Source organism: Bartonella sp. AA168HLJHH, from assembly GCF_042197365.1.
In the GTDB taxonomy this organism is placed as follows: Bacteria; Pseudomonadota; Alphaproteobacteria; order Rhizobiales; family Rhizobiaceae; genus Bartonella.
Genome location: NZ_JBHIRS010000003.1, coordinates 54,297 through 79,415, shown reverse-complemented (window position 1 = coordinate 79,415; position 25,119 = coordinate 54,297). Strand labels below are relative to the sequence as shown.

Here is a 25,119-nt window from a genome sequence, read left to right as displayed (position 1 = left end):
AATCCAATGACATATAGAGATGCTCAAGGTCGGTTAAAAGGGCGTAAGCCTGTTGCTGTTATTGACATTGGCTCAAATTCTGTTCGGTTGGTTATTTATGAGGGGCTTGTTCGATCACCAACAGTTTTATTTAATGAAAAGATTCTTTGTGGTCTCGGTCATGGTGTGGCGAAAACAGGATTTTTAGAAGAAAAATCGATGAAAATGGCGTTGCAAACACTGAAACGGTTTCGTACGCTTTGTCGACAGATTGGGGCAGATGAGGTCTATACTTTAGCAACAGCAGCAGCACGAGATGCACAGAATGGCGTAGCATTTATTCAGCATGCTGAAGATATTTTGCAAAATAAAATATATCTTCTTTCAGGAAGTGAAGAAGCTATGTATTCAGCATATGGAGTTGTGTCTACTTTTTATCAACCAAAAGGTATTTCTGGGGATCTTGGTGGTGGAAGTCTTGAGCTGATTGATATTGATCATTCTGATGTTGGTGAAGGGATAACGCTCCCATTGGGTGGTTTAAGGCTACAGTATATGTCAAATAATGATAGTGCTGTAGCTACAAAAATTGTACATGAGCAATTTTATAAATCGTCTGTTGTTCGTGCTCGTAAAGGTATAGCACGTTATTTTTATGCAGTAGGGGGGACATGGCGTAATTTGGCAAAACTCCATATGGCAATGAAACACTATCGGCTCCCTGTTATGCATGGCTATGAAGTTGATGCTGTTGAAATGGAGAACTTTTTACGTCTTGTAGCACGTGGCAATATTGATAATATGAGAGGGATTGCAGCGGTTTCTCAGAACCGTCGAAAACTTTTATCTTATGGGGCAATAGTTCTTATTGAACTCATTCAGTGTATGGAGTTTGAAAAGATAATCTTTTCTGGTGCTGGTGTTCGTGAAGGTTTTCTTTATTCACGATTGCCGCAGACGATTCGACTTTCAGATCCTCTCATTGCAGCATGCACAGAAATGGCTATTTTACGGGCACGTTCACCAAAACAAGCAGAAGAACTCATTGATTTTACGACGAATGCTTTTGAAGTTTTTGGAATTTCAGAAACCGAAAATGAATGCCGTTATCGTCAAGCCGCTTGTCTTCTTGCGGATATTGGTTGGCGTATACATCCAGATTATCGAGGCAATGAAGCAGCAAATCAAATAGCTTTAGGATCTTATCCAGGAATTTCTCATGAAGGGCGCCTTTATGCGGCGCTTGCTGTTTTTTTTCGCAATACGAGTTTATTGGTTGATAAAGAATCTCTTCCCATTTTTCAATTAGCAACTCAAAATATAATTGAAAAAGCACGTATTCTTGGCGAAACTATGCGTATTGCTCATCTTTTTAGTGCTTCTGTTGCAGGAATTTTACCTCATTTATTGTGGCATAAAAAAGCAGATCATATTATCCTGCAGATCCCAAAGAATTACGCTGGGTTATTAGGAGAACGTCCTCTTGGACGATTACAGAAGTTATCAAAAATAATAAAACAACCTCTCGCTTTTGAAATTTTTTGATTTTTTCCCTAATTTATTCGTGTTTTATGTCTTAATAATAGGGCCATTGACGAGGGATAAACTAGGTAGCCTATCATCATGAGCTGGACAATAGGACTTGTTCCATAACGCCCCTGCTAGACACCACGCAAAGCATTTGTAATGCCTGAGCATTCATAAAAGAAAACATAATTTTTTATTCTGTTACGTGCATCACAGGATGGATTTTTCACTTCATAAGCTTCATGTGAAAATGAAAAGTTTTGTCCATTTTTACGTGAAAAGGTTTTCTTTTTATGCTGCGTCGTTATAACGTTTCTGTTTAGCTTGCTCGATTATCTTGATAAGATTCGATTTTAACCAACGCGATAAAAAACAAGTTTTAAAGATTTTGGGAGAGATCTATTGGTTACATGACGCTGGAATGTTGAAATACTCATATGAAACAGTTTTGCACTTTCACGGTCTGTCAAAAGAATATCATTTCAGTCATTATAAAATCCTTTCACTATAAAAAATAGAAATAAATCACAACTATTTATTAACCATGATTTTTGAATCCTTTGAAAGGTGTTTAATTTATAAAAAACAGCGCTTTATCATATAATTTCTTATGTGAAACTTTATGAGTCTTATTGAGATGGAATGAGAGGATCTTACGATATTCGGAGGTCTAATTCAATATAAATAACGCTAGATTATCGTTAGAAATCAATATATTGCTTTTGTTAGGTATTTTAGTTGTTATGCTGGCTCGTTTTTGATTGTTAGATTGCAATCTTGGTAGTTTTTTAATACGATATGGTAACGTGAGGCATTATATCTTTGTTTGTTCCTATTTCTAGGCTGCTATTTTTGTAATGAATGCGCTTTTATTATCAGAACTTTTTTTTCAAAACTTTTAAATAAGGAACTGTCTGTTTTTTTTAGATTATTTTTAATGGGATTTCTATTTAATTGACCTGATAAAGATTTAGCTATCATTTTAATAAGAGTTTACTATTTAATTTTTTAACTTTGTCAGAAGTAGGCTTTATTTATCCTGTTTGCGTTGGCCTATAGGGCATACCAATTGATGTAGATAATGAGTAGCGTAATGGATTTTTCAAAATGAAAATGTAAATTAAAGCTGTTTTGTGCTTATTTTTCCATCGTTAAAGTAAAACCCTATCTGGCCCTTTAGCAGTTGTTCGGCTTTTTTACCAAATATTTCATAGCGCCAGCCATTCATAGCGGGAATATTTTTCTTTATTCCTCCATTGGCAATTTTTTCTAAATCATTAGATGTTGCAATAATTTTAGGGGCAATGCTGTTTTCATTTGCAACAATTTTTAATAACACTTTGAGCAGATCGATAACAGCGGCTGTCGTATCATTGAGTGGATTATGTTTAGGAATGGGGGGTAAAGTAGAAAGATCCACCTCTAATCCTTCGTGGACAGCTTTGATTAATGATTGAGCAATTGAGAGTTTATCCCAGTTCTTATTAAGACTGCGCAACCGTTTTAATGCAGATTCATCTTTTGGTTGTTGGGTTGCTATTTCTATAAGACATTCATCTTTTATGATATGACGACGTGGCATATTGTATTTTCGTGCTTCACGTTCCCGCCAAGCTGCTATCTTTTGTAATACAGCAAGTTCACGTGGCTTTTTAATTTTTCCTTTCACTTTTTTCCATGCTTCATCTTCTGGCATATCATAGGTTTTAGGATTTAAAAGGATTGTTATTTCATCATCCATCCAGTGAGCTCGTTGATTTTTCTCTAACCTTTTTTTCAATAACAAGTAAACATCTCTTAAGTAAGTTACATCGGAAAGTGCATAGAGCAGTTGTTTTTCCGACAAAGGGCGGTAACTCCAGTCTGTAAAGCGGGAGGATTTATCAAGATGATGCCCTGTACAGCGTTGTACAATTTGATCATAGGAGATAGAATCACCAAATCCACAAATGGATCCTGCTATTTGTGTATCAAAGAGAGGGGAAGGAATAACACCTCCAAGGTGATAAATTGTTTCAATATCTTGGCGCGCAGCATGAAAAACTTTTACAACTTTTTTATCGACCATAAGGTCAAAAAATGGTTGTAAATCAATATCTGGTGCTATGGGATCAATCAAAACTGTAACATCTGGTGATGCAAGCTGTATTAAACACAGTTGAGGCCAAAAAGTTATTTCGCGGATAAACTCAGTATCGACTGTTACAAAATCAGAGGTACGTAGAGCGTTAAGTGCAATTTCAAGATCTGTTGTTTGTGTAATAAGATTCATCATTTTATTATAATTCGATAAATTAAATTTGTCCTTTGGTGACTTTATTTTTAAGTTTTTATTCTCATATCTTGACAAATGGTTATTAAAAAGCGTTTGTAGCGCATGTGAATATTATAATCAAAGGCAAAAAACATGCATCGTTATCGCAGTCATCATTGTGCGGCTCTCCGTAGATGTGATGTAGGAACACAAGTTCGTCTTTCGGGGTGGGTTCATCGTGTTCGTGATCATGGAGGGATTCTTTTTGTGGATTTACGTGATCATTTTGGAATCACACAAATTGTTGCTGACCCTGCTTCATCAGCATTTAAAGTGATTGAAAAAGTGCGTTCTGAATGGGTTATTCGTGTGGATGGGGAGGTATGTGCTCGTTCTGATGAGGTTATTAATGCAGCGCTTCCAACAGGTGAGATTGAAATTTTTGCACAAGAGGTAGAAATTCTTTCAAAATCTGATGAGCTTCCTTTACCGGTTTTTGGTGAGCCTGATTATCCAGAAGATATTCGATTAAAATATCGTTTTCTTGATTTGCGTCGGGAGACTATGCACAAAAATATCATGCGTCGGACTGAAATTATTGCGGCTATGAGACGGGCTATGCAAAATAATGGTTTTACGGAATTTACGACGCCACTTTTGACAGCTTCATCGCCGGAAGGCGCACGTGATTTTTTGGTTCCAAGTCGTGTTCATCAGGGAAAATTTTATGCGTTACCGCAAGCGCCACAGCAATATAAACAGTTGTTGATGATGTCAGGTTTTGATCGTTATTTTCAGATTGCTCCATGTTTTAGAGATGAAGATCCAAGGGCCGACCGTCTTCCTGGTGAATTTTATCAATTAGATGTTGAAATGAGTTTTGTTGAGCAAGAAGATGTTTTAGCAACTATGGAACCTATTATGCGTTCTATTTTTGAAGAATTTGCAGATGGAAAGACTGTGACACAAAGCTTTCCTCGCATTTCCTATGATGAAGCAATGCGAAAATATGGTTCTGATAAGCCTGATCTGCGTAATCCGATCATTATGGAAGATGTTTCTCAGCATTTTTATAATTCTGGTTTCAAAGTCTTTGCTCAAATTTTAGCGAATGATGAGAATGCACAAGTGTGGGCTATTCCAGCTAAAACGGGTGGAAGTCGTGCTTTTTGTGATCGTATGAATGTATGGGCACAAGGCGAGGGGCAACCAGGGCTCGGCTATATTTTCTGGCGTGAAGAAGAAGGAAAATTTGAAGGAGCAGGGCCTATCGCCAAAAATATTGGTGAACAGAGGACTGAAGCAATCCGTATACAGCTTGGTCTTGAAAGTGGGGATGCCTGTTTTTTTGTAGCTGGCGATCCAAAAAAGTTTTCATCTTTTGCCGGAGCAGCACGCACAAGGGTAGGGGAAGAATTAGATCTTCTTGATAGAGATAGTTTCTCTTTGGCGTGGATTGTTGATTTTCCATTTTTTGAATGGAATGAAGATGAAAAAAAGATTGATTTTGGACATAATCCTTTTTCCATGCCCCAAGGGGGAGAAAATGCCCTTGCCTGCCAAGATCCTCTTACTATTAAAGCTTTTCAATATGATCTTGTTTGCAATGGTTATGAAATTGCATCAGGTGGAATTCGTAATCACTTACCAGAAATGATGCTTAAAGTTTTTGAACTTGTAGGACTTTCTAAGGAAGTTGTGAAAGATCGTTTCGGTGGTCTTTATCGTGCATTCCATTATGGGGCTCCGCCACATGGTGGCATGGCTGCGGGAATTGACCGCATTATTATGCTGTTACAAGGTGTTAAAAATTTGCGTGAAGTTGCTTTATTCCCTATGAACCAACAGGCGCTTGATCTTTTAATGAGCGCTCCGTCTGATGTTTCTCCTACACAATTACGTGATTTAGGAATCCGCATGGCTCCTACTCACAAAAATAGCTCATAAAGTTGATAATGGATTGTTTTCGTCTTTTTCTACGTAGAGTGAAGTTTTGATGCCTTTCAAGAGTCAACGGTGTGTGCGTGTACTATTTGTGAAATTTAGATAGGCAAAACGCTATTGTGTTGATTCTTTACGAGGCATTTTTATTCCTTGTTTCTATAGTGGCTTTTCCCCTTGTGATAGGTGAGGAAATAATTATAATTGCTTGATCATGAATAAATTAGAAATAAAAGAATTCTATAATATTCGGGAGCCTCATTTTAGTTGAAAAAAATGAATTATCTTTATATGTCAATATATTATTTATTTTTTATTGAAGTTTTTACAACGTTGTAGCAGAGAATTGTGTCTCTTCGTTTTTATGAGAATAATGTGGTTTTCCATTCTATGGACTTACTCTGAAAAGTTTAAATTTCATAAGTTTTGAACATTTTTTTGGTTTTTCGTAGAAAAACTGAATGGGGTTGTTATACAATTTATCTTTATAATAAAAGATGATGTTTGAAAGGTGCTTTTGTCATTTCAGAAAAGATGAAATAACTCTTTGTGGGCAGTTAAATTATCGTCGAATTTGACAAAGCTTTCAATAAATTACTTAAGACAAGGGGGGAAGGACATGTATAAATTTTTCAAATTGATATAATTTTCTGTTCATGTTCTAATTGCAGCGTTTGTTTTTATGTAATTGACTTTTAATAAAAAAGTCGACTCATAGAAGATTTCATTAAATAAATCCTATAAAATAATTTCTTATTATTGTGGGAATTGTTGTTTTAATACTATGTCTGATAAAATGAATTTACCTTTTGATAAAGAACATATTGAACCAATAGAATTACGTTCTGCTTTACAGGAACGTTATTTGGCTTATGCACTTTCTACGATTACACACCGTGCATTGCCTGATGTACGTGATGGATTGAAGCCGGTCCACCGGCGGATTGTTCATGCGATGCGTCTTCTCAAGCTAAATCCTGGACAGTCTTATGCGAAATGTGCGCGGATTGTTGGTGATGTCATGGGAAAATTTCATCCTCATGGGGATGCGTCTATTTATGATGCCTTGGTGCGCTTGGCTCAAAGTTTTGCTGTTCGTTATCCGTTGGTTGATGGGCAAGGCAATTTTGGTAATATTGATGGTGATAATGCTGCTGCCATGCGTTATACGGAAGCACGTATGACTGAAGTGGCTGCATTGTTACTTGAAGGAATTAATGAGAATGCTATTGATTTTCGTTTAACCTATAATGAGGAAGATGAAGAGCCTGTTGTTTTACCAGGAGCTTTCCCTAATCTTTTAGCAAATGGTTCTTCTGGTATTGCTGTTGGTATGGCAACATCTATTCCCCCCCATAATGTTGCTGAGCTTTGTGATGCAGCACTCCATTTGATTGCGCATCCCGATGTAAATGATGAGGAATTAAATCAATTTGTTCTTGGTCCTGATTTTCCGACGGGGGGAATTTTAGTTGAACCTAAAAAAAGTATTGAGGAATCCTATCGTGTTGGGCGTGGATTCTTTCGCTTGCGTTCACGTTGGCATCAGGAATCTGGTAGCCGTGGTTCTTATGTGATTGTTGTAACTGAAATTCCCTATCAGATTCAAAAGTCACGTCTTATTGAAAAAACAGCAGAGTTATTGCTTGCACGCCGATTGCCAATGCTTGAGGATATCCAAGATGAATCAGCAGAAGATATCAGAATCGTGCTGGTTCCTAAAAATCGGTCGGTTGATCCGGAGCTCCTTATGGAGTCTCTTTTTAAATTGACTGACTTTGAAGTAAGATTTCCCCTTAATCTGAATGTTTTGTCTTTGGGAAAAATACCCAATGTCCTTTCTTTGCGAGAAAGTTTGCAGCAATGGCTTGAACATCGTCAAGAAGTGCTTATTCGTCGCTCTCATTATCGGCTTGATCAAATTGATAGCCGATTGGAAATTCTTCATGGATATCTTATTGCCTATTTAAATCTCGATGAGGTCATTCAGATTATTCGTGAAGAGGATGAACCGAAAAAGAAGCTGATTAATCGGTTTGAATTAACAGAAAATCAAGCTGAAGCTATTCTTAATATGCGCTTGCGTTCTTTGCGTAAACTTGAGGAATTTGAAATTCGTAAAGAATTTGAAAGTTTGAAAGCTGAAAAAGAAAAACTACAGAATTTGTTAGCTTCTCCTATAAAACAGTGGAAAATAATTTCAGAAGAAATCAAAAAAGTTCGAAACACTTTTGGTCCTGAAACACTCTTGGGGAAAAGACGTACGACGTTTGAAGAGGCACCAAGACATGATCTTGATGATATTCAACAAGCAATGATCGAAAAAGAACCGATTACTATTGTTATTTCTGAAAAGGGGTGGATGCGTGCTTTGAAGGGACACTTGAACGATTATAAAGCACTTTCTTTTAAAGAAGGAGACAGTTTAAAGTTAGCCTTTCCAGCATTTACGACCGACAAGATTGTGCTGATCAGTACGGGGGGGAAGTTTTTTGCTATTGGTGCAAATAATTTACCTGGAGGGCGGGGACATGGTGAACCTATTCGTCTCTTAGTTGATATGGATGATGAGCACGATGTTCTCACAGCGTTTGTGCATCACGCCGAGGAAAAATTGCTCTTGGTTTCATCTCACGGTAATGGTTTTATTGTTTCTTCTGCAGAAGTGATCGCCAATACACGAAAAGGAAAGCAAGTGATGAATGTGAAAGCTCCTGATAAGGTAAAGCTTTGTGTTCCGGTAAATGGTGATCATGTTGCTGTAGTCGGTGAAAACCGTAAAATGCTTATTTTTTCTATTGAACAAATACCAGAAATGAATCGCGGTAAAGGTGTTCGTTTACAGCGTTATAAAGAAGGTGCTGTTGTTGATGCCAAGACTTTTAATTTATCAGAAGGCTTAAGTTGGCAAGATACAGCTGAACGAATCTTTAACCGTCAAGCTGATGATCTCATTGAATGGATGGGAATGCGTGCGGGCGTCGGGCGTTTGGTTCCAAGAGGATTTCCAAAATCAGGAAAATTTATCAATTAAATGTATTTTATAAATGGGAAAGTTCCCTATGGTTTTATGATTGTGTAAGATATTAATTTATAAAGATAATTTATTATTTTTTATATTGAACGAAAGACCTAAAGCGTAAGTTTTTCTCTTATTTCGATCTTGTTTAGGTTAAACCAATCAAAACTGTTTGTTTGCCTGTCATGAGATGAGAGACCAGCCCGTCTTCATAAAAACTATTGAAGAAAAGAATAAAAATATTTTTTAATAAACCGTTTCACAGACAAGAGTTGTTGCAACAATAGTATGTTTGTTTTTTTACATTATACCATTTATGGGTGCTGTCGTGAAATGATTTGATATTTCGAGAGCTGTACCTTTAAACAAACAATGTGAATGTTTAACACAAGAATGTTCTATTTGGAGATGTTTTATTTTGTCTGATAGGTTTATTTTCTTATTGTTCAAGAGAGATGTTATTAATCTTTCGTAGTAATATTTATTCGTTAGGATTACTATGATATTGTCTAAAAAGATGACCACGTTCAGCCCATAAGACGAGAAGTATGGCAGTGAGACTCAGAAAGAAAAATCCTGCTGAGTTTGGGATGGTTGTTTCATCAAATTGTTGGGCAATAAAAAAGCTAAGTCCTGCACCGATAGATGTTTGAAGAAAGCCGGATACAGAAGAAGCTGTTCCAGCTATTTCTCCTACAGGTTCAAGAGCGAGTGTATTGAAATTGGCCATAATACCACCGCAGGTAAACATTAATATACAATATAACGTCATATAAAAAGGAAAAGGGATAACACCACCTGCTAAGATGGACCCAATAAACCAAATGCATGAAGTGGCACAAAAGAGCAAAAGCATAGTATGAGCAATACGCCGCATTCCAAGGCGTCCAACGAGTTGAGAGTTAAAGAATGATGATAGAGCTTGAAATGCAGCACCAACTGCGAAAGCAATAGGGAACCAAAGTCCTAGATTATAGATCCCTTCATATGTTTGTTGTGATGTATTAACGGCGGTAAAGATACAGCCTAAAATAATGGACGTTGCAAGTGTATAGCAAAGTGTTGTGCGATTGGTTATTACAATCCATAAGTTGTGTTTAACTGAAGAAAAGGAAAGAGAGCGTTGCGCATAAAGAGTTTCAGGCAAGCGCAGTTGAATCCAAATCATCAGTCCTAAACCAATCATTGCCATGAAAATAAAAATATATTGCCAATGTCCGAGCAGTAAAATGATCTGTCCTGTTGCGGGACCAACCATTGGTGCAACAAGAAAAACCATCATAACAATAGACATAACTTCTGCCATTTTTCGACCACTGTAGAGATCACGTACGACGGAAACTGTGAGCACGCGCATAGCAGCCCCTCCAATTCCTTGCAAGATACGTAAAATAAGTAAGAGAGAAAAATCAGTTACAAAGGCACAGCCAATCGCCGTAAATGAATAAAAAGCAAGCCCGAGAAGAATAAGTTTACGTCGTCCATACCTATCGCTTATTGGACCGAAAAATATTTGAGCAATACCATAGCTAATAAGATAACTCGAAATGATATAATGTTGATCATTTTCATTGAGAACATTTAAGCCGTCTAAAATATCGGGCATAGCTGGCAGCATAATATCAACAGCTATAGCGTTAATAGCCATGAGCGAAGCAATAAGAATAACAAATTCTTTATAGCCAATTTTGTTTCTAATCGCATCTCTATGCGTTTGTTCATCGACTGAATATGACATATGGCATCCTTGAAATAAAAATTTCGTCTGAAAACAGCTCTTTTTAAGAGTCTGAATAAAATGAAAGATACCTATGATTGATTACATGGAATATTTTTTTCTTTCAAAAGTTCCTGTAACTCATTGTTTTGAAACATCTCTTTAACAATATCACAGCCTCCGATAAATTCACCTTTGATATAAAGCTGTGGAATTGTTGGCCAATTTGAGTAATCTTTAATCCCTTGACGCAATTCGTTAGAAGTTAAGATATTAATCCCTTTATAATTCAATCCTAAATAATCAAGAATTTGAACAACTTGTCCTGAAAACCCGCATTGCGGAGCGTCAGGTGTTCCTTTCATGAATAAAATGACGTCGTTTGTTTTAATTTCGTTGTCAATAAAATCATGAACAGTGGTCATTTTTATCCCTCGATATTTCAGATTTTTATCAGTGTGTAATTTATACTCATACTGCTTTTAATCGTATTAAATGTGTGAATGCAAGAAGAAATTTTAGATTATTTTGGGACATTTGTTTGCAACATTAAGGCGTGAAGGTCATTTCCCATATTGCCTTTAAGGGCATCATAGACCATTTTATGTTGTTGAACACGGGTTTTACCACGAAAACTTTCAGAAATAACTTCTGCAGCATAATGTTCCCCATCTCCAGCAAGATCACGAATTCTTACTGTAGCATCAGGAATGCCTTCACGAATAAGCGTTTCAATTGCATGGGCACTCATTGCCATCATTATTCTCCTATGTTGTTCATTTTTATAAAGGCTGTTTAAGAGAAAAAACAATTTTTACTCTTCACCCATAAATTGTGGAAACCAGTTTTCATAGGCTTTTGTGAGTTTGTCTATAGAAAGTTTTAGTATTTTATCTATATCAAGTGCATCACCTGCAACTTGACCTAGCTTTGTTAAAGAAACTGTATTGATTTGTGCGAGCTCTTTAAGACTATTAAGAGAGTGAGGTTTGACGGCTAAAAGATAACGTCCTTGGTCTTCTCCAAAAAGTTCTGCATGATGGGGTGATTTATTGCTTAACTTTACTTTGATTCCTTTACCTGCTTTAATCACCATTTCAGCAAGTGCTATCGCTAATCCTCCGTCAGAAAGGTCATGGGCGGCGTGAATAAAACCACGATGTATGACATCTCGAACAAATTGACCATGCTTTTTTTCAAGTTGTAAATCTACAGGTGGGGGGGCGCCTGCATCAATATTTAAAATGTTACGTGCATAGATTGATTGTCCTAAATGGGAGCCGCAATTTCCTACTAAAACAAGAATATCTCCATTTTGCATACCACTTATTGTTACCATTTTAGACCAATCATTAAGAAGGCCTACACCAGCAATTGTGGGGGTTGGAAGAATGGCTTCCCCATTTGTTTCGTTGTAAAGAGAAACATTGCCTGAAACGATAGGAAAATCAAGGATTCTACAAGCTTCTCCTATACCTTTAATAGCAAAAACCAGCTGTCCCATAATTTCAGGTTTTTCAGGGTTACCAAAATTGAGATTATCTGTAGCAGCCAGTGGTGTTGCACCTGTCGTACTAATGTTTCGCCAGCATTCTGCGACAGCTTGTTTACCCCCTTCATAAGGGTCTGCTTCACAATAGCGAGGTGTTACATCAGAAGAAAAAGCAAGAGCACGTTTGCTGTTGTTTCCTACACGGATAACGCCTGCATCACCTCCTGGACAAACAAGGCTATTTCCTTGGATAAGGGTATCATATTGTTCATAAACCCATCGCCGAGAACTTTGATCAGCAGAATTCAATAAGCACAGAAGCGCATCACCAAGATTTTCAACTTTTTTGACGTCTTCTGCTTTCAAGGGTGTTTTTTTTGCCGGCTCACTCCAAGGACGATCATAAACAGGCGCTTCATCACCAAGCTCTTTGATGGGAAGATTGACAACTTCTTCCCCTTGATGAAATACACGAAAACGTAAATCATCGGTTGTTTTTCCAATGATAGAAAAATGTAGTCCCCACTTATGAAAAATTGCTTCTGCTTGCTTTTCTAGTTCTGGTTTAAGGACCATGAGCATACGCTCTTGACTTTCAGAAAGCATCATTTCATAGGCTGTCATGTTTTCTTCTCGAACAGGAACTGTATCAAGATTAAGCTGTATCCCCAGATTTCCTTTTGCTCCCATTTCAACGGCAGAAGAGGTGAGTCCTGCTGCCCCCATATCTTGGATAGCAACCACGGCTCCAAGTTCCATGAGCTCTAAACATGCTTCAAGGAGACATTTTTCTGTAAAAGGATCACCGACTTGAACGGTTGGACGTTTTTCACTGATTGAAGAATCAAATTCAGCAGAAGCCATTGTTGCTCCACCGACACCATCACGTCCTGTTTTTGCACCCAGATAAACAACAGGGAGTCCAATACCTTGTGCTTTAGAATAAAAAAGGGCGTCTGTCTTTGCAATACCGGCGACAAAAGCGTTAACAAGGATATTGCCATTATAACGCTCATCAAAATTTACTTCTCCACCAACCGTTGGAACACCAAAAGAATTGCTGTAACCACCTATTCCAGAAACAACACCAGAAACAAGATGGCGTGTTCGTGGGTGATCAGGAGCACCAAATCGCAATGCATTCATAGCAGCAACAGGACGGGCTCCCATTGTAAAGACATCACGTAAAATACCACCAACACCTGTCGCTGCACCTTGATAAGGTTCAATATAAGAAGGGTGGTTATGGCTTTCCATTTTGAAAACAACACATTGTCCTTCGCCAATATCGACAACACCAGCATTTTCACCAGGTCCTTGGATGACATATTTTCCTTCTGTCGGAAGAGTTTTTAGCCATTTTTTAGATGATTTATAGGAACAATGTTCGTTCCACATCGCAGAAAAAATTCCTAGTTCAGTAAATGTTGGTTCTCTACCAATTAACGTTAGGATACGTTGATATTCATCTTCTTTTAGCCCGTGTTGTGCAATGAGTTCTGATGTAATAGTGATGTTATTGCAAGGCTTCATGAGTATTTATCCGTCAAATTAATCGAAATTTAGTATTTTTATTTTTTTAACCTAGCAGCTTATATTATAAACAATCATGTTGTTTAATAATAAAAATATTTATAGACAGTAAGCTGAAGATTTTGTCCGTTTGTTTGGTGGGATTTAAGACTAAAAATGGTCTTAAATAATTATGTGTTTAGAAAATAATATCCATTGTTGTTTGTGAAGAGCTTTGTTTATAGCTTTATGAAGCAAGAAATGGTATAAATCCTTATTTTTTTAAATTATGGAGCGCGAGTATTTTTGCAGCATTATCCATTTACTAACTCTAAAGCACTTTGAAAAAGTAAACGACCGTCAGTACCTCCGTGGGCGGGTTCAATAAAGTTTTCAGGATGGGGCATCATACCAAGAATATTACCAGCTTTATTAACAATACCAGCAATATCTTTCATTGAGCCGTTCGGGTTTGTATTTTCTGCATAGCGAAAAACAATTTGTTCATTGTCTTCCATTTGTTTCAATGTTTCACTATCAACAAAATAATTTCCGTCATGATGGGCAACAGGACAACGAATAATTTGTCCTTTAGAATAATATCGAGAAAATTTTGTCTTGGCGTTGACGACTTCAAGCTTGATTTCACGACAAACAAATTTTAAAGAAGCGTTACGCATTAAAGTACCGGGTAATAATCCTGCTTCCAACAAAATTTGAAATCCATTACAGATACCTATAATTGTCGTACCTTCTTGTGCTTTTTCACGAATGGCTTTTAAGACGGGAGTTCGCGCTCCAATCGCACCACATCTTAAGTAGTCGCCATAGGAAAAACCACCAGGAATAATAATAACATCTACATCTGGAATTGTTGTTTCTGTTTGCCAAATTTTTAGTGGCTCAACTCCCGTTATATGATGTAATGCTGCAACCATATCTCGATCACGATTTAATCCAGGAAGTTGAATGATGGCAGTTTTCATGAGCGTTTCACTTACAGAAGTTCGATTGTATAATTTTCGATGACAGTATTTGCGAGTAACTCTTCACACATTTGTTCAAGTTTTTTCTTTGCAGTTTCAGAAGGTAAATCATCAAGAACAATATCAAAAACCTTTCCTTGACGAATAGATTGAATGCCTTCGAAAGCCAAACTTTTTAAAGCACCGATAATTGCTTCTCCTTGTGGATCAAGAACGCTTTCTCTTAAAGTAACCGTGATGCGTGCTTTCATTTTTTGCTTCCTGCTTGTTAAAAGAACCTCTCCTTTGAAGAGGGGTGTTTGTATAAGGTGATGTTTTTTACCTTGTTTTTACTTTACGAGAACGGGACCACTTGGTCGTGTTGGTTCGTTTTCATTCATAATACCAAGACGTTTGGCAACTTCTTGATAGGCATTAATAAGCCCTCCCATATCACGACGAAAACGGTCTTTATCCATTTTTTCTTGTGTGTGCATATCCCATAGTCGTGCAGAATCAGGAGAGATTTCATCAGCAAGAACAATGCGCATTGTTTCATCTTCCCACAGGCGACCAAATTCCATTTTAAAATCAATTAATTGGATGTTAACACCGGCAAAAAGCCCAGAAAGAAAATCATTAATACGAATTGAAAGTTGCATGATATCTTCTATCTCTTGTGGGACAGCCCATCCAAAAGCTGTGATATGTTCTTCCGTTACCATAGGATCATCGAGAGAATCATTTTTATAGTAGAATTCAATGATGGATTGCGGAAGCGGGGTTCCTTCTTCCAGTCCTAAACGCTTAGCAAGAGAGCCGGCAGCAACATTGCGAACAACAACTTCCAACGGAATGATTTCCACCGCTTTAATAAGCTGTTCGCGCATGTTTATACGTTTGATAAAATGTGTTGGGATGCCCAAACGTCCAAGATGGCTAAAAATATGTTCCGAAATTCGGTTGTTTAAAACGCCCTTTCCGTCGATAATTTCATGTTTTTTTGCATTAAAGGCAGTTGCATCATCTTTAAAAAATTGAATATAAGTCCCTGGTTCAGGTCCTTCATATAAAATTTTAGCCTTGCCTTCATAAATACGGTGGCGACGATTCATCATGATTCTCTATTTATCTTGAGAGGTTTTTAATAACATTGATAAATGATACTATCCTAATTGATAGAATTTCTCAATGATATTGCTATGATACTTTTATAATTTTTATCATTACACGTTTACCCAAAGGTGAAGATACATAAGCGATGAGAAAGAAGATCACCTCTTTTGGATCAAATTTTTGCAAGAAAGTGAGAGAGGACCATAAGCCCTTCAGGCCAAGGTCCGTGTCCGGATTCTGCGTTAATATGGCCAGAATACCCAGCATCAACAAAGAGTGATCCCCAATCATTGGCAATTTTTTCTGCTACTGAAAATTGACAAAACTCATCGTTGCGACTGGCTATGACAATAGAAGGAAAAGGAAGCTTTTGGCGATGATAGGGGCCAAATGTCATTAAATGTTTGGGACGTATTTTTTCATTGGCGACATCTGGAGGTGCAACAAAGAAAGCGCCACAAATTTTTTCTGTATTTTGTACAGTTGCATGAATAACACTGGGAACTCCTAATGAATGAGCAATAAGCATAACAGGCCTTTGAGCTTTTGCGATGGCGGTTTTAACTTTGTTAACCCACTCTTCACAAACAGGCTTTGACCAATGGAGTTGTTCAATGCGGCTGGCTGTCGACAATTTTTTTTCCCAGCGTGTTTGCCAATGATCTGGACCAGATCCTTTGTAGCCAGGAACAATAAGAATATCGAGTTGATTTGCTTTCATGAATTGTTTTCTTTGTTACAACAGATTTTTGATCATAGGTTGAATGGATTTTGGTTTTCTATGTCGCTTTATTGTTCTTCAAAAACACGTTTAAAAATCGTATTGATATGTTTGGTGTGGTAAGAAAGATCAAATTTTTCGCGAAGTTCTTCTTCACTTAAAGCTTTGGTAACATCTTTGTCGTTGAGGAGTTCTTCTAAAAAATCTTTTCCTTGTTCCCAAACTTTCATCGCATTTCGTTGTACAATCCGATAAGAATCTTCACGACTAATCCCTGCTTGTGTGAGTGCCAAAAGAACCCGTTGTGAGTGAACAAGACCGCGGAATTTATTGAGATTTTTTTGCATATTTTCTGGATAGACAATGAGATTTTCAATGACAGATGTGAGGCGAGAAAGAGCAAAATCAAGTGTAATAGTCGCATCTGGAGCAATATAACGCTCAACAGATGAATGGGAAATATCACGTTCATGCCAAAGAGCTACATTTTCCATGGCTGGGAGTGCAAATGCACGTACCATACGGGCTAATCCAGTTAAATTTTCTGTTAAAACTGGATTACGTTTATGAGGCATTGCCGATGAACCTTTTTGCCCAGGTGAGAAATGTTCCTCTGCTTCAAGAACTTCTGTTCGTTGTAAATGGCGTATTTCTATTGCTAGCCTTTCAATAGAGGAAGCAATAACACCAAGTGTTGCAAAAAACATAGCATGACGATCTCTTGGTATTACTTGGGTGGAAACCGGTTCAGTACGCATTTTCAAGGCTTTTGCTACATGTTCTTCAACGCGTGGATCGATATTAGCAAAAGTTCCTACAGCTCCTGAAATCGCGCAAGTAGAAATTTCTTCTCGTGCAGCAAGAAGACGTTTGCGACAACGAGAAAATTCAGCGTATGCAAGAGCAAACTTGATTCCAAATGTTGTCGGTTCAGCATGAATGCCATGACTCCGCCCAATGGTGATTGTCTCTTTATGCTCAAAAGCACGTCTTTTTAATGCTTCAAGAAGTTGATCTATATCCTCTAGCAAAATATCACTCGCACGCATCAATTGAATGTTCAGCGTTGTATCGAGAACATCAGATGATGTCATACCTTGGTGGATAAAACGTGCTTCTGGTCCAATGAATTCAGCTAGGTGGGTTAGAAATGCGATAACATCATGTTTGGTAATTGCTTCAATTTCATCAATACGATTGACATCAAATTTAGCTGCTGCCCCTTTTTCCCAAATGACTTTGGCGGCTTCTTTCGGAATAATCCCTAAGTGAGCAAGAGCATCACAGGCATGGGCTTCAATTTCAAACCAAATACGATATTTTGTTTCAGGAGACCAAATTGTTACCATTGCAGGGCGGGAATAACGTGCGATCATCATTTTTTTCCTTGTTGTGAGAGGATTGCGGCTTGGCGCAATGCACTAATACGTGTTTTGTAAAGCTCTTTATTGCCATCTTTATAAATTGCAGAGCCTGCGACAAATACATTTGCACCAGCTTTTGCAGCTATCCCAATTGTATCAACGGTGATACCACCATCAACTTCAAGATCAATAGGGCGGTTTGCAATCATGCTTTTAACGCGCTTAATTTTATCTTTTATTTCTGGAATAAAACTTTGTCCACCAAAACCGGGATTGACCGTCATGATGAGAATGAGATCTAATTGATCAAGCAAATATTCAAGTACATGTTCAGGGGTGCTTGGATTGAGTGCGATTCCTGCTTTTTTCCCCATTTTTTTGATTGTTTGTAATGAACGATGAAGATGTGGACCTGCTTCAGCATGAATAGTTATAATATCTGAACCTGCTTTTGCAAAAGCTTCTAAATAAGGGTCTACTGGTGCGATCATCAGGTGGACATCAAATATTGCTTTTGTTAATGGGCGCAGAGCTTTGATGATTTCAGGACCAAAGGTGATGTTAGGAACAAAGTGCCCATCCATAATATCAAGATGAAGCCAATCTGCACCAGCATCAACAACATCTAACATTTCTTGTCCAAGTTTAGAAAAATCAGAAGCCAAGAGAGAAGGCGAAATGAGATGAGAATGGGGCATTAAAATCTCCTTAGATTGGCAGTTTTTATCATATCACTGTGTATACACAAATATTTTTTGTGTTATGACGGAAAAGAAAAAATATGTATTATAGGTCTTTTTATGGAAAGATTGCTTGAAATTTTAAAGCTTTATAAGTGAAAGATATGTCGAATCATAAAACATATTTGATGCCTGAACTTCAACATAAACATACTATTGCGGTTTCTTCCCAAGAATATCGAGATGCCATGAGTCTTTTTGCAGGAGCTGTGCATATTGTGACAACAAATGGTATTAAGGGAAGACGTGGGGTGACTGTTTCGGCGTGTTGTTCTTTATCTGATGATCCTCCAACCCTTCTTGTTTGTCTCATGCGTCATAATTTAAAGAATCAGGTGTTTATGGAGAATGGAAATTTTTGTGTTAATAGCTTGGCAGGAAAACATCGCTCATTAGCGGATGTTTTTTCGAGGCGTTGCAATTCTACACAAAATGAGCGTTTTGATGTTGCTCAATGGGGAGCTTTGCAAACGGGGGCGCCTAGTCTTTCAGACGCTCTAGCGTCGTTTGATTGTCGTTTGATTTGTTGGCACGAACACGCAACCCATTGTGTTTTGATTGGTGAGGTTGTTGCAATCAACTGTAATAAAGAAAAAGATGCTTTGATGTATTTGAAACGTGAATATCACACTTTGCCTTTATAAAGATTTTATTTTTTTGCATTGATGAAATGATTTATTGTTGCTTCATTTAGATTTTTAACAATGTAGGGAGTAGGGGAGGGATGGCTCTGATATCTGATTTCCTTCTTTTTAAAGTTTTTCAATAAGCGAGAAAAATGATTCTGGATGAGATTTGATCAAGAATTCAATCTACATAAAAAAGCGATCAAACCTAAACAGTGCATTTAGATATATTCGTCGATTGTTATGAAAAAACATTTTACTCTTGTGTTGATGGGTATTGCACAATATATAGACCGCACATAGCATATGTGGAGGTTTTTTATTGCATGAGCGAAGAGATTGATGGTCAATATCGCCCTAGTGAAGATGAGCCTTTTATGAATGAGCGGCAAAAGGCATATTTTCGTGCTAAATTGGTTTCTTGGAAGAATGATATATTAAAAGAAGCTCGTGAGACTTTGGAAAATTTGCAGGAAGAGAATGTTGGTCAGCCCGATTTGACTGATCGGGCTTCTTGTGAAACTGATCGTACAATCGAATTACGTGCTCGTGATCGTCAGAGGAAACTTATTTCAAAAATAGATGCTGCTTTAGAGCGCATTGATAATGGGACATACGGTTTTTGTGAAGAAACCGGCGAACCCATTAGTATCAAGCGTCTTGAGGCTCGGCCGATAGCCGTTTTGTCATTGGAAGCGCAAGAACGTCACGAACGACGTGAAAGAGTTTATCGCGATGATTAAGGTTATTGAGATGATAAACAAACGAAATTCGTGGTGATAAAATTGTATATTTTTATTTTTGATGGGTAGGAATGAATAAAGATGGTTCTTGCCGCCCCTCAATTTCGGCGGTGATGGCTGAATCTTTTACCGCTTGATTCGTAAAAGGAGAGGGACTTTTATCCGATACATCGTTTCTTTCTGGAGGGGCGGAATTTAGATGTGTGTGTATTTTTCTTTTTTGTATTTTTGATGTATCAGTAATATCGGATTCTACAACTACATCTGTTAATCCGCCAATAAGGAGCAAATGTTCTTTATTATCGCAACGGACTAAAACAAGGCGGCGTGCTCGATCTATAGAAATTACTTCACATAATGCTAATCGTGATAGACTTTTTTTTCTATTAATGCTGTATCTTCCTGTACTTAAGCGACGTAAAAACACGATAATTACGGTAATAGCTGCGATTGTTATTATAAAAAGCAGAAAGCTTATCGTTATGTTTGCAGCAGATACACCTATCTGCTCTGATAACCAGATATACATAGATTTTCTCCCATTTTGGATGGAAATATTATTTTTTATTGAGATAAAGTTATAAACATACCCTCAAAAGATTCACTTATAATGTAAGAAATAAACTTTTGAATATTAAGCGAGCTTATCTTAGATAATATCATAGTATATACTTTATAACAACATAACAACGAATATAAAGGAAGTTTGTGACATAAGAAATAGCTATAAGCTAAGGCAAAGAGAGATGGATAAAGATTTTCAGAATAATGAAAGATCAGCGTCTTCGTTTCACTGGAGAGTTGTGATTTTTGGTGTTGTTTTTGTATTAGGTTTTCTTTTCATTGTGGGTATTTTAGGTTTTTTTTATCCACAAAACTATTTGCAACAGGCGATATCAATATCTTTTTTGATTCTAGCAATGATCGGTGTTGCAACACTCGTTTTGTGTGGAATGGGAATTTTAAGATATCATGTGTGGTCGCATGAAGATTTTGATTTTAGCATCTTTAATAGGAGCGATGATGCAATTGTAATCTCTGATCTTTCTGGTTTTGTTTATTATTCTAATCAAAACTATCGAAAAATTCTGACCTATAAGCCTGAAGTGTCTTGTTATAGGGTTATTGCAGATCTGCCAGGAGCCGGTGCACTCTCGTATCGCTTAAAGGTTGCAGCCTGTAATAATCTTGCAGCGCAAGAGGAATTAAGAGTAGAACAGCCAATTTTTACCGATTCTACATTAAAAAAATCTGTTTGGTATAATATTTCCATTCAACCTATCACAAAACAGAAAAAAAAGCTTTTATTTTGGCGTATTACTGATATTTCGCACTTACAACAAACGCGAGAAGTTTTTTTCTCGAACCTTCAAGAGGCTATCAATCACTTGGATCAAGCTTCTATTGGTTTTGTATCCGTTAATAGACAAGGAACTATTCTTTATGCCAATGCGACTTTTGCAGAATGGTTTTCAATTGATTTAGCGAATTTCTCAATTGGTCAACATAATTTTGATTCGTTATTTGATAGCGTTGGTGCTAAGAGCTCATGGAGTGATATCTGTTTACAAACCAACAGATATCAAAGTTCAGGTTACTCTTTACCTTATAGGTTTTCGTTATGTTTAAATTCACACACGACTTGTGAGAAAATATTCCATTGTCTTATATCTGTTTCTTCTCTCTTAGAAGAGGAAGCCATTTATCGTGTTGTGATCATTCCACAACAAATACAAAAAGAAGAGGATGATCAATTAAAATTACCCAGTATATTAGGAGAATATTTTGATGCGAGTCCTTTTGCAATAGCCGTGGTGGATCATGCAGGGCAATTGGTTCATATGAATAAAGCTTTTTCATCACTCACGGGATGTATGGACAAAGCTGTCAATTTTTATGATGTTATTTCTCGTCGTGATTGTGTGCAGTTAGAGCGTTCTTTTCAGAGAATTGCGACAAATAAAAATTATTTTGTTTCTCTAGAAACTGTTTTAGAAAAAAATGAAGAATGCCATTTACGGCTCCATATTATGTCTGTACCGCCCTATCACGGTGATGCATTGCAAGATTTGCTTATTATCTCTGTGATTGAAACAACCGAACAAAAAACTCTTGAAGATAAAATGATGCAAAGTCAGAAGATGCAAGCTGTAGGACAATTGGCTGGCGGCATTGCTCATGATTTTAATAATGTTTTAACAGCAATTTTAATGTCGTGTGATCTTCTTTTAAATACGCATCGTAGTTCTGATCCTGCTCATGCTGATCTGATCAATATTAAAAACAATGCTAATCGTGCAGCTGCTCTTGTCCAGCAATTATTAGCTTTTTCTAGAAAGCAAACACTTCGACCTGAAGAAGTCGATTTTACTGAATTTTTATCAGATATCCGCAATCTTATTTTACCACTTTTGGGGAATAATATTCAGTTAAAAATTATCCATGGAAGAGATTTGTGGAGCGTTGAAGTTGATCAAGCATCTTTTCAGCGTGTTATTATGAATTTGGTTATTAATGCGCGTGATGCCATGTTAGATGGAGGTATTGTTACGATTGCAACAAATAATATTACAAAGCAACAAAGTGCTGAATTTAATCATCTTGGATTAGCAATTGGCGAGTATGTGCAATTGACTATTTCAGATACAGGGGCTGGTATATCTGCTGCTATACAAGAAAAAATGTTTGAGCCATTTTTTACAACAAAAGAAGTTGGAAAAGGAACAGGACTTGGTTTATCAATGGTTTATGGAATTATCAAGCAGAGCGGTGCGTATATTTATTGTGAAAGTAAAGAAGGTGAAGGAGCAACATTTCATATTTTTCTTCCCCGTTATATCCCCAATATAAAAGGAGAAATTTCTCAAAAGATTGAAAAAGATGAAGAGAAAGATAAAAATATAGACTTAACAGGATCTGCGACTGTTTTATTGGTTGAAGATGAAGATGCGGTCAGAATGGGGGGGGTAAGAGCTCTTCAAATGAGAGGATATACGGTTTTAGAGGCAGCAAGTGGGGCGGAAGCACTCTCTATTCTTGAGGAACAAAAAGGAGATGTTGATATTATTGTTTCCGATGTGGTGATGCCAGAAATGGATGGGCCCACTTTATTGAAGGAAGTCCGTAAAAACTATCCTGGTATCAAATTTCTTTTCGTTTCTGGATATGCAAAAGATGCTTTTGCTAAAAATCTTCCACAAGATGCTGTTTTTGGTTTTTTATCTAAACCTTTTACACTCAAACAGTTAGCTGTAACAGTTAAAGAAACACTTTCATCATGAGAAAAAATTTATGCAATAGAAAAATTGCGTATTTTAAGATTTTTTAGGCTAAAGACGAGAGCATTTTGATAAATAGAGCTTATGATAATGTCATAGAACTAAATAAAGAAGAAGAATTTTGAAAATGAAATAAAATTCAAAAAATCACATGTTTTGTGCAAAAATTTATGAAGAGATGGGCTCTATTATGTCAACATTTCATAGAGATTTTCAATTGTAGATACTGAGCAGAAACTATGTGTAAAGCATTGAAATATGCTGATTAATAGATTGTTGATACACTCAAAAAGATAAAAGCTGTTGTTGCGTATCGACTATTTTGCTCTTTCCTTCAATAAATGCTTTTAAAGCTTCAGGGTAGAGTTTATGCTCTACTTTAAGAACTCTTTCTGCTAAGCACTCAGCAGTATCATGGGGATAGACTGGAACGGCTGCTTGGGCAAGGATTTTTCCTGCATCCATGTCTTCTGTAACAAGATGAACAGTGCAACCCGTGATTTTTACACCTGCTTGTAAAGCTTTTTCATGTGTGTTTAAGCCTTTAAATGAAGGCAAAAGAGAAGGATGAATGTTTAAAATTCGTCCTTCATAAAGTTTTACAAAACGTGGTGAGATAAGACGCATATACCCTGCAAAGCAGAGAAAATCTGGTTTATATTGATCTAAAATCGTAAAAATATCTTCTTCATGCTCTTCTTTTGTTTTGTAAATTTTACGATCAACAATATGAATAGGTAAGTTATGGTTTTGCGCCTTTTCAATACCGTTTGCACGCGGATTATCGCAAATAACCGCGACAATTTCAGCAGGATATTCTTTTTGTTGACTAGCTTGAGCAAGGGCGACCATATTGGACCCATTACCAGAAATGAAAACGACGATTTGTTTTTTCATAAATGCAGTACCCCTTGATAAAGTATTCCTTTATTTTGATCTTGGCATTTTGTTAAAATACCAAGGGGAGTTACAGTTTCTCCTTTTCTTTCAAGAGCTTGTGTAATTGTTTCAGCTGCATGCTGTGCTACGATAATGATCATGCCAATACCACAATTGAATGTTCTTAACATTTCTCTTTCTTCTATTTTACCTTGTTTGGCAATCCATGAAAATACTGCTGGAACATTGATGGTAGAAAGATTAATTTCAGCGCAGAGAGAAGATGGAAGGACACGTGGAATATTTTCAGGAAAGCCTCCACCCGTAATATGAGCAAGAGCTTTAATCCCTTCATATTTTCGCATGATAGGAAGAAGCGATTTTACATAAATGCGTGTTGGTGTAAGAAGTGCTATACCAAGGCTGTTTTCAGGGGAAAAAGGGGCAGGGTCATTCCATTTGAGATAATTTTTCTGGATGATTCGTCGAACAAGCGAAAAGCCATTGGAATGAATTCCAGAGGAGCTTAGACCTAATATAACATCACCTTCTATCAAATCTTTTGAAGGGAGTAGCTTGCTACGTTCGCATGCTCCTACAGCAAAACCGGCTAGATCATAATCTCCCTCTGCATACATTCCTGGCATTTCTGCAGTTTCTCCTCCAATAAGAGCAGCACCGGCTTGTTTACATCCTTCTGCAATACCAGAAACAATCGCAGCCCCTTGTTCAGGGTCGAGCTTTCCAGTTGCAAAATAATCCAGAAAAAAGAGCGGTTCAGCTCCTTGTACAAGTAAATCATTGACACACATAGCAACGAGATCAATACCTACAGTATTATGGTGACCTACTTCGATAGCAATTTTTAATTTTGTTCCCACACCATCATTGGCTGCTACGAGGATAGGATCTGTAAAGCCAGCGGCTTTTAAATCAAAAAGGCCACCAAACCCACCAATTTCTGCATCTGCTCCGGCTCGTTTTGTAGCGCGTATAAAGGGTTTTATTTTTTCTACCATGGCATTACCCATATCGATGTTTACACCGGCTTTTGCGTAGGTAAGGCCGACTTTGGATTTATTCTTTATAAGATCTTGATTGCTCATTGGAGCCTTCCTTTAATGGAAAATCAGGTTTTGATATTATGCAATGCCATGATAGAGTTCTCTCTGCAAGAGATATTGATAAGAAAATAAGCAACTTTTCTTGTAGCTTATTTTGAAGTTGTTTATAATTTTTTGTGAAG

Annotated in this window: 20 protein-coding genes and 1 pseudogene; 6 read left to right on the top strand and 15 right to left on the bottom strand. The window is 37.1% G+C overall.

Features of this window, described 5'->3' with window-relative positions:
• Window positions 1-6 precede the first annotated feature (6 nt).
• Window positions 7-1,524 (top strand): exopolyphosphatase, encoded by a 1,518-nt coding sequence (gene ppx, locus ACFINM_RS03395; RefSeq protein WP_375640429.1) that lies wholly within the window; start codon window positions 7-9, stop codon window positions 1,522-1,524.
• Window positions 1,525-1,797: 273 nt separating this feature from the next.
• On the opposite strand, the pseudogene ACFINM_RS03390 reads toward ppx, so the two are convergent.
• Together ACFINM_RS03390 and rnd are read right to left on the bottom strand one after the other, a co-directional pair.
• A pseudogene (locus ACFINM_RS03390) lies at window positions 1,798-1,982 on the bottom strand (DNA-binding protein).
• Window positions 1,983-2,626: 644 nt separating this feature from the next.
• Window positions 2,627-3,781, bottom strand: coding sequence for a ribonuclease D (rnd, locus tag ACFINM_RS03385; RefSeq protein ID WP_375640425.1), 1,155 nt, complete (start codon window positions 3,779-3,781; stop codon window positions 2,627-2,629).
• Between the two features lie 132 nt (window positions 3,782-3,913).
• Here rnd and aspS point away from each other — a divergent pair, with 132 nt between their 5' ends.
• Together aspS and parC are read left to right on the top strand one after the other, a co-directional pair.
• On the top strand, window positions 3,914-5,707 hold the full coding sequence (aspS, locus tag ACFINM_RS03380; protein ID WP_375640419.1) for an aspartate--tRNA ligase: 1,794 nt from the start codon (window positions 3,914-3,916) through the stop codon (window positions 5,705-5,707).
• 778 nt (window positions 5,708-6,485) lie between these two features.
• The gene (gene parC, locus ACFINM_RS03375; RefSeq protein WP_375640414.1) at window positions 6,486-8,735 is read left to right on the top strand and encodes a DNA topoisomerase IV subunit A; all 2,250 of its coding nucleotides are present in this window, start codon (window positions 6,486-6,488) and stop codon (window positions 8,733-8,735) included.
• 466 nt (window positions 8,736-9,201) lie between these two features.
• Here parC and ACFINM_RS03370 read toward each other — a convergent pair whose 3' ends face one another.
• From ACFINM_RS03370 to rpe, 10 genes are all read right to left on the bottom strand, one after another.
• Window positions 9,202-10,458, bottom strand: coding sequence for a multidrug effflux MFS transporter (locus tag ACFINM_RS03370; protein WP_375611542.1), 1,257 nt, complete (start codon window positions 10,456-10,458; stop codon window positions 9,202-9,204).
• Window positions 10,459-10,529: 71 nt separating this feature from the next.
• On the bottom strand, window positions 10,530-10,862 hold the full coding sequence (grxD, locus tag ACFINM_RS03365) for a Grx4 family monothiol glutaredoxin (RefSeq protein ID WP_375606638.1): 333 nt from the start codon (window positions 10,860-10,862) through the stop codon (window positions 10,530-10,532).
• Between the two features lie 98 nt (window positions 10,863-10,960).
• Complete coding sequence (locus tag ACFINM_RS03360) at window positions 10,961-11,194, bottom strand: BolA/IbaG family iron-sulfur metabolism protein (protein WP_375611543.1); 234 nt, start codon at window positions 11,192-11,194, stop codon at window positions 10,961-10,963.
• 57 nt (window positions 11,195-11,251) lie between these two features.
• The gene (purL, locus tag ACFINM_RS03355; RefSeq protein WP_375640412.1) at window positions 11,252-13,462 is read right to left on the bottom strand and encodes a phosphoribosylformylglycinamidine synthase subunit PurL; all 2,211 of its coding nucleotides are present in this window, start codon (window positions 13,460-13,462) and stop codon (window positions 11,252-11,254) included.
• Between the two features lie 293 nt (window positions 13,463-13,755).
• Window positions 13,756-14,427 (bottom strand): phosphoribosylformylglycinamidine synthase subunit PurQ, encoded by a 672-nt coding sequence (gene purQ / locus ACFINM_RS03350; protein WP_375613086.1) that lies wholly within the window; start codon window positions 14,425-14,427, stop codon window positions 13,756-13,758.
• Window positions 14,428-14,438: 11 nt separating this feature from the next.
• Complete coding sequence (purS, locus tag ACFINM_RS03345; RefSeq protein ID WP_375640410.1) at window positions 14,439-14,678, bottom strand: phosphoribosylformylglycinamidine synthase subunit PurS; 240 nt, start codon at window positions 14,676-14,678, stop codon at window positions 14,439-14,441.
• A gap of 78 nt (window positions 14,679-14,756) precedes the next feature.
• Entirely contained in the window at window positions 14,757-15,521 is a 765-nt protein-coding gene (gene purC, locus ACFINM_RS03340) for a phosphoribosylaminoimidazolesuccinocarboxamide synthase (RefSeq protein ID WP_273791179.1), read from the bottom strand.
• A gap of 173 nt (window positions 15,522-15,694) precedes the next feature.
• Window positions 15,695-16,243, bottom strand: a complete 549-nt coding sequence (locus tag ACFINM_RS03335) for an RBBP9/YdeN family alpha/beta hydrolase (protein WP_375611547.1) — start codon at window positions 16,241-16,243, stop codon at window positions 15,695-15,697.
• 68 nt (window positions 16,244-16,311) lie between these two features.
• Window positions 16,312-17,619 (bottom strand): adenylosuccinate lyase, encoded by a 1,308-nt coding sequence (gene purB / locus ACFINM_RS03330; RefSeq protein ID WP_375613148.1) that lies wholly within the window; start codon window positions 17,617-17,619, stop codon window positions 16,312-16,314.
• Window positions 17,619-18,305 (bottom strand): ribulose-phosphate 3-epimerase, encoded by a 687-nt coding sequence (gene rpe, locus ACFINM_RS03325; RefSeq protein ID WP_375640409.1) that lies wholly within the window; start codon window positions 18,303-18,305, stop codon window positions 17,619-17,621. Before rpe ends, purB begins: the two co-directional genes overlap by 1 nt.
• A 146-nt stretch (window positions 18,306-18,451) precedes the next feature.
• Between rpe and ACFINM_RS03320 the strand changes: the two genes are divergently transcribed.
• Together ACFINM_RS03320 and dksA are read left to right on the top strand one after the other, a co-directional pair.
• Window positions 18,452-18,991 (top strand): flavin reductase, encoded by a 540-nt coding sequence (locus ACFINM_RS03320; RefSeq protein WP_375611549.1) that lies wholly within the window; start codon window positions 18,452-18,454, stop codon window positions 18,989-18,991.
• 308 nt (window positions 18,992-19,299) lie between these two features.
• Window positions 19,300-19,716, top strand: a complete 417-nt coding sequence (gene dksA, locus ACFINM_RS03315; protein ID WP_015856486.1) for an RNA polymerase-binding protein DksA — start codon at window positions 19,300-19,302, stop codon at window positions 19,714-19,716.
• 52 nt (window positions 19,717-19,768) lie between these two features.
• Here the strand turns inward: dksA and ACFINM_RS03310 are convergent, their stop codons facing one another.
• Complete coding sequence (locus tag ACFINM_RS03310) at window positions 19,769-20,245, bottom strand: hypothetical protein (RefSeq protein ID WP_375621317.1); 477 nt, start codon at window positions 20,243-20,245, stop codon at window positions 19,769-19,771.
• A 217-nt stretch (window positions 20,246-20,462) separates the two neighbouring features.
• On the opposite strand from ACFINM_RS03310, the gene ACFINM_RS03305 reads away from it, so the two are divergent.
• Entirely contained in the window at window positions 20,463-22,997 is a 2,535-nt protein-coding gene (locus ACFINM_RS03305; protein ID WP_375640405.1) for a response regulator, read from the top strand.
• A gap of 282 nt (window positions 22,998-23,279) precedes the next feature.
• Here the strand turns inward: ACFINM_RS03305 and purN are convergent, their stop codons facing one another.
• Both purN and purM read right to left on the bottom strand, forming a co-directional pair.
• Window positions 23,280-23,891: a phosphoribosylglycinamide formyltransferase gene (purN, locus tag ACFINM_RS03300; RefSeq protein WP_375640400.1), complete on the bottom strand. Its 612-nt coding sequence runs from the start codon at window positions 23,889-23,891 to the stop codon at window positions 23,280-23,282.
• On the bottom strand, window positions 23,888-24,979 hold the full coding sequence (gene purM / locus ACFINM_RS03295) for a phosphoribosylformylglycinamidine cyclo-ligase (protein ID WP_375640395.1): 1,092 nt from the start codon (window positions 24,977-24,979) through the stop codon (window positions 23,888-23,890). Before purM ends, purN begins: the two co-directional genes overlap by 4 nt.
• Between the last annotated feature and the right edge of the window lie 140 nt (window positions 24,980-25,119).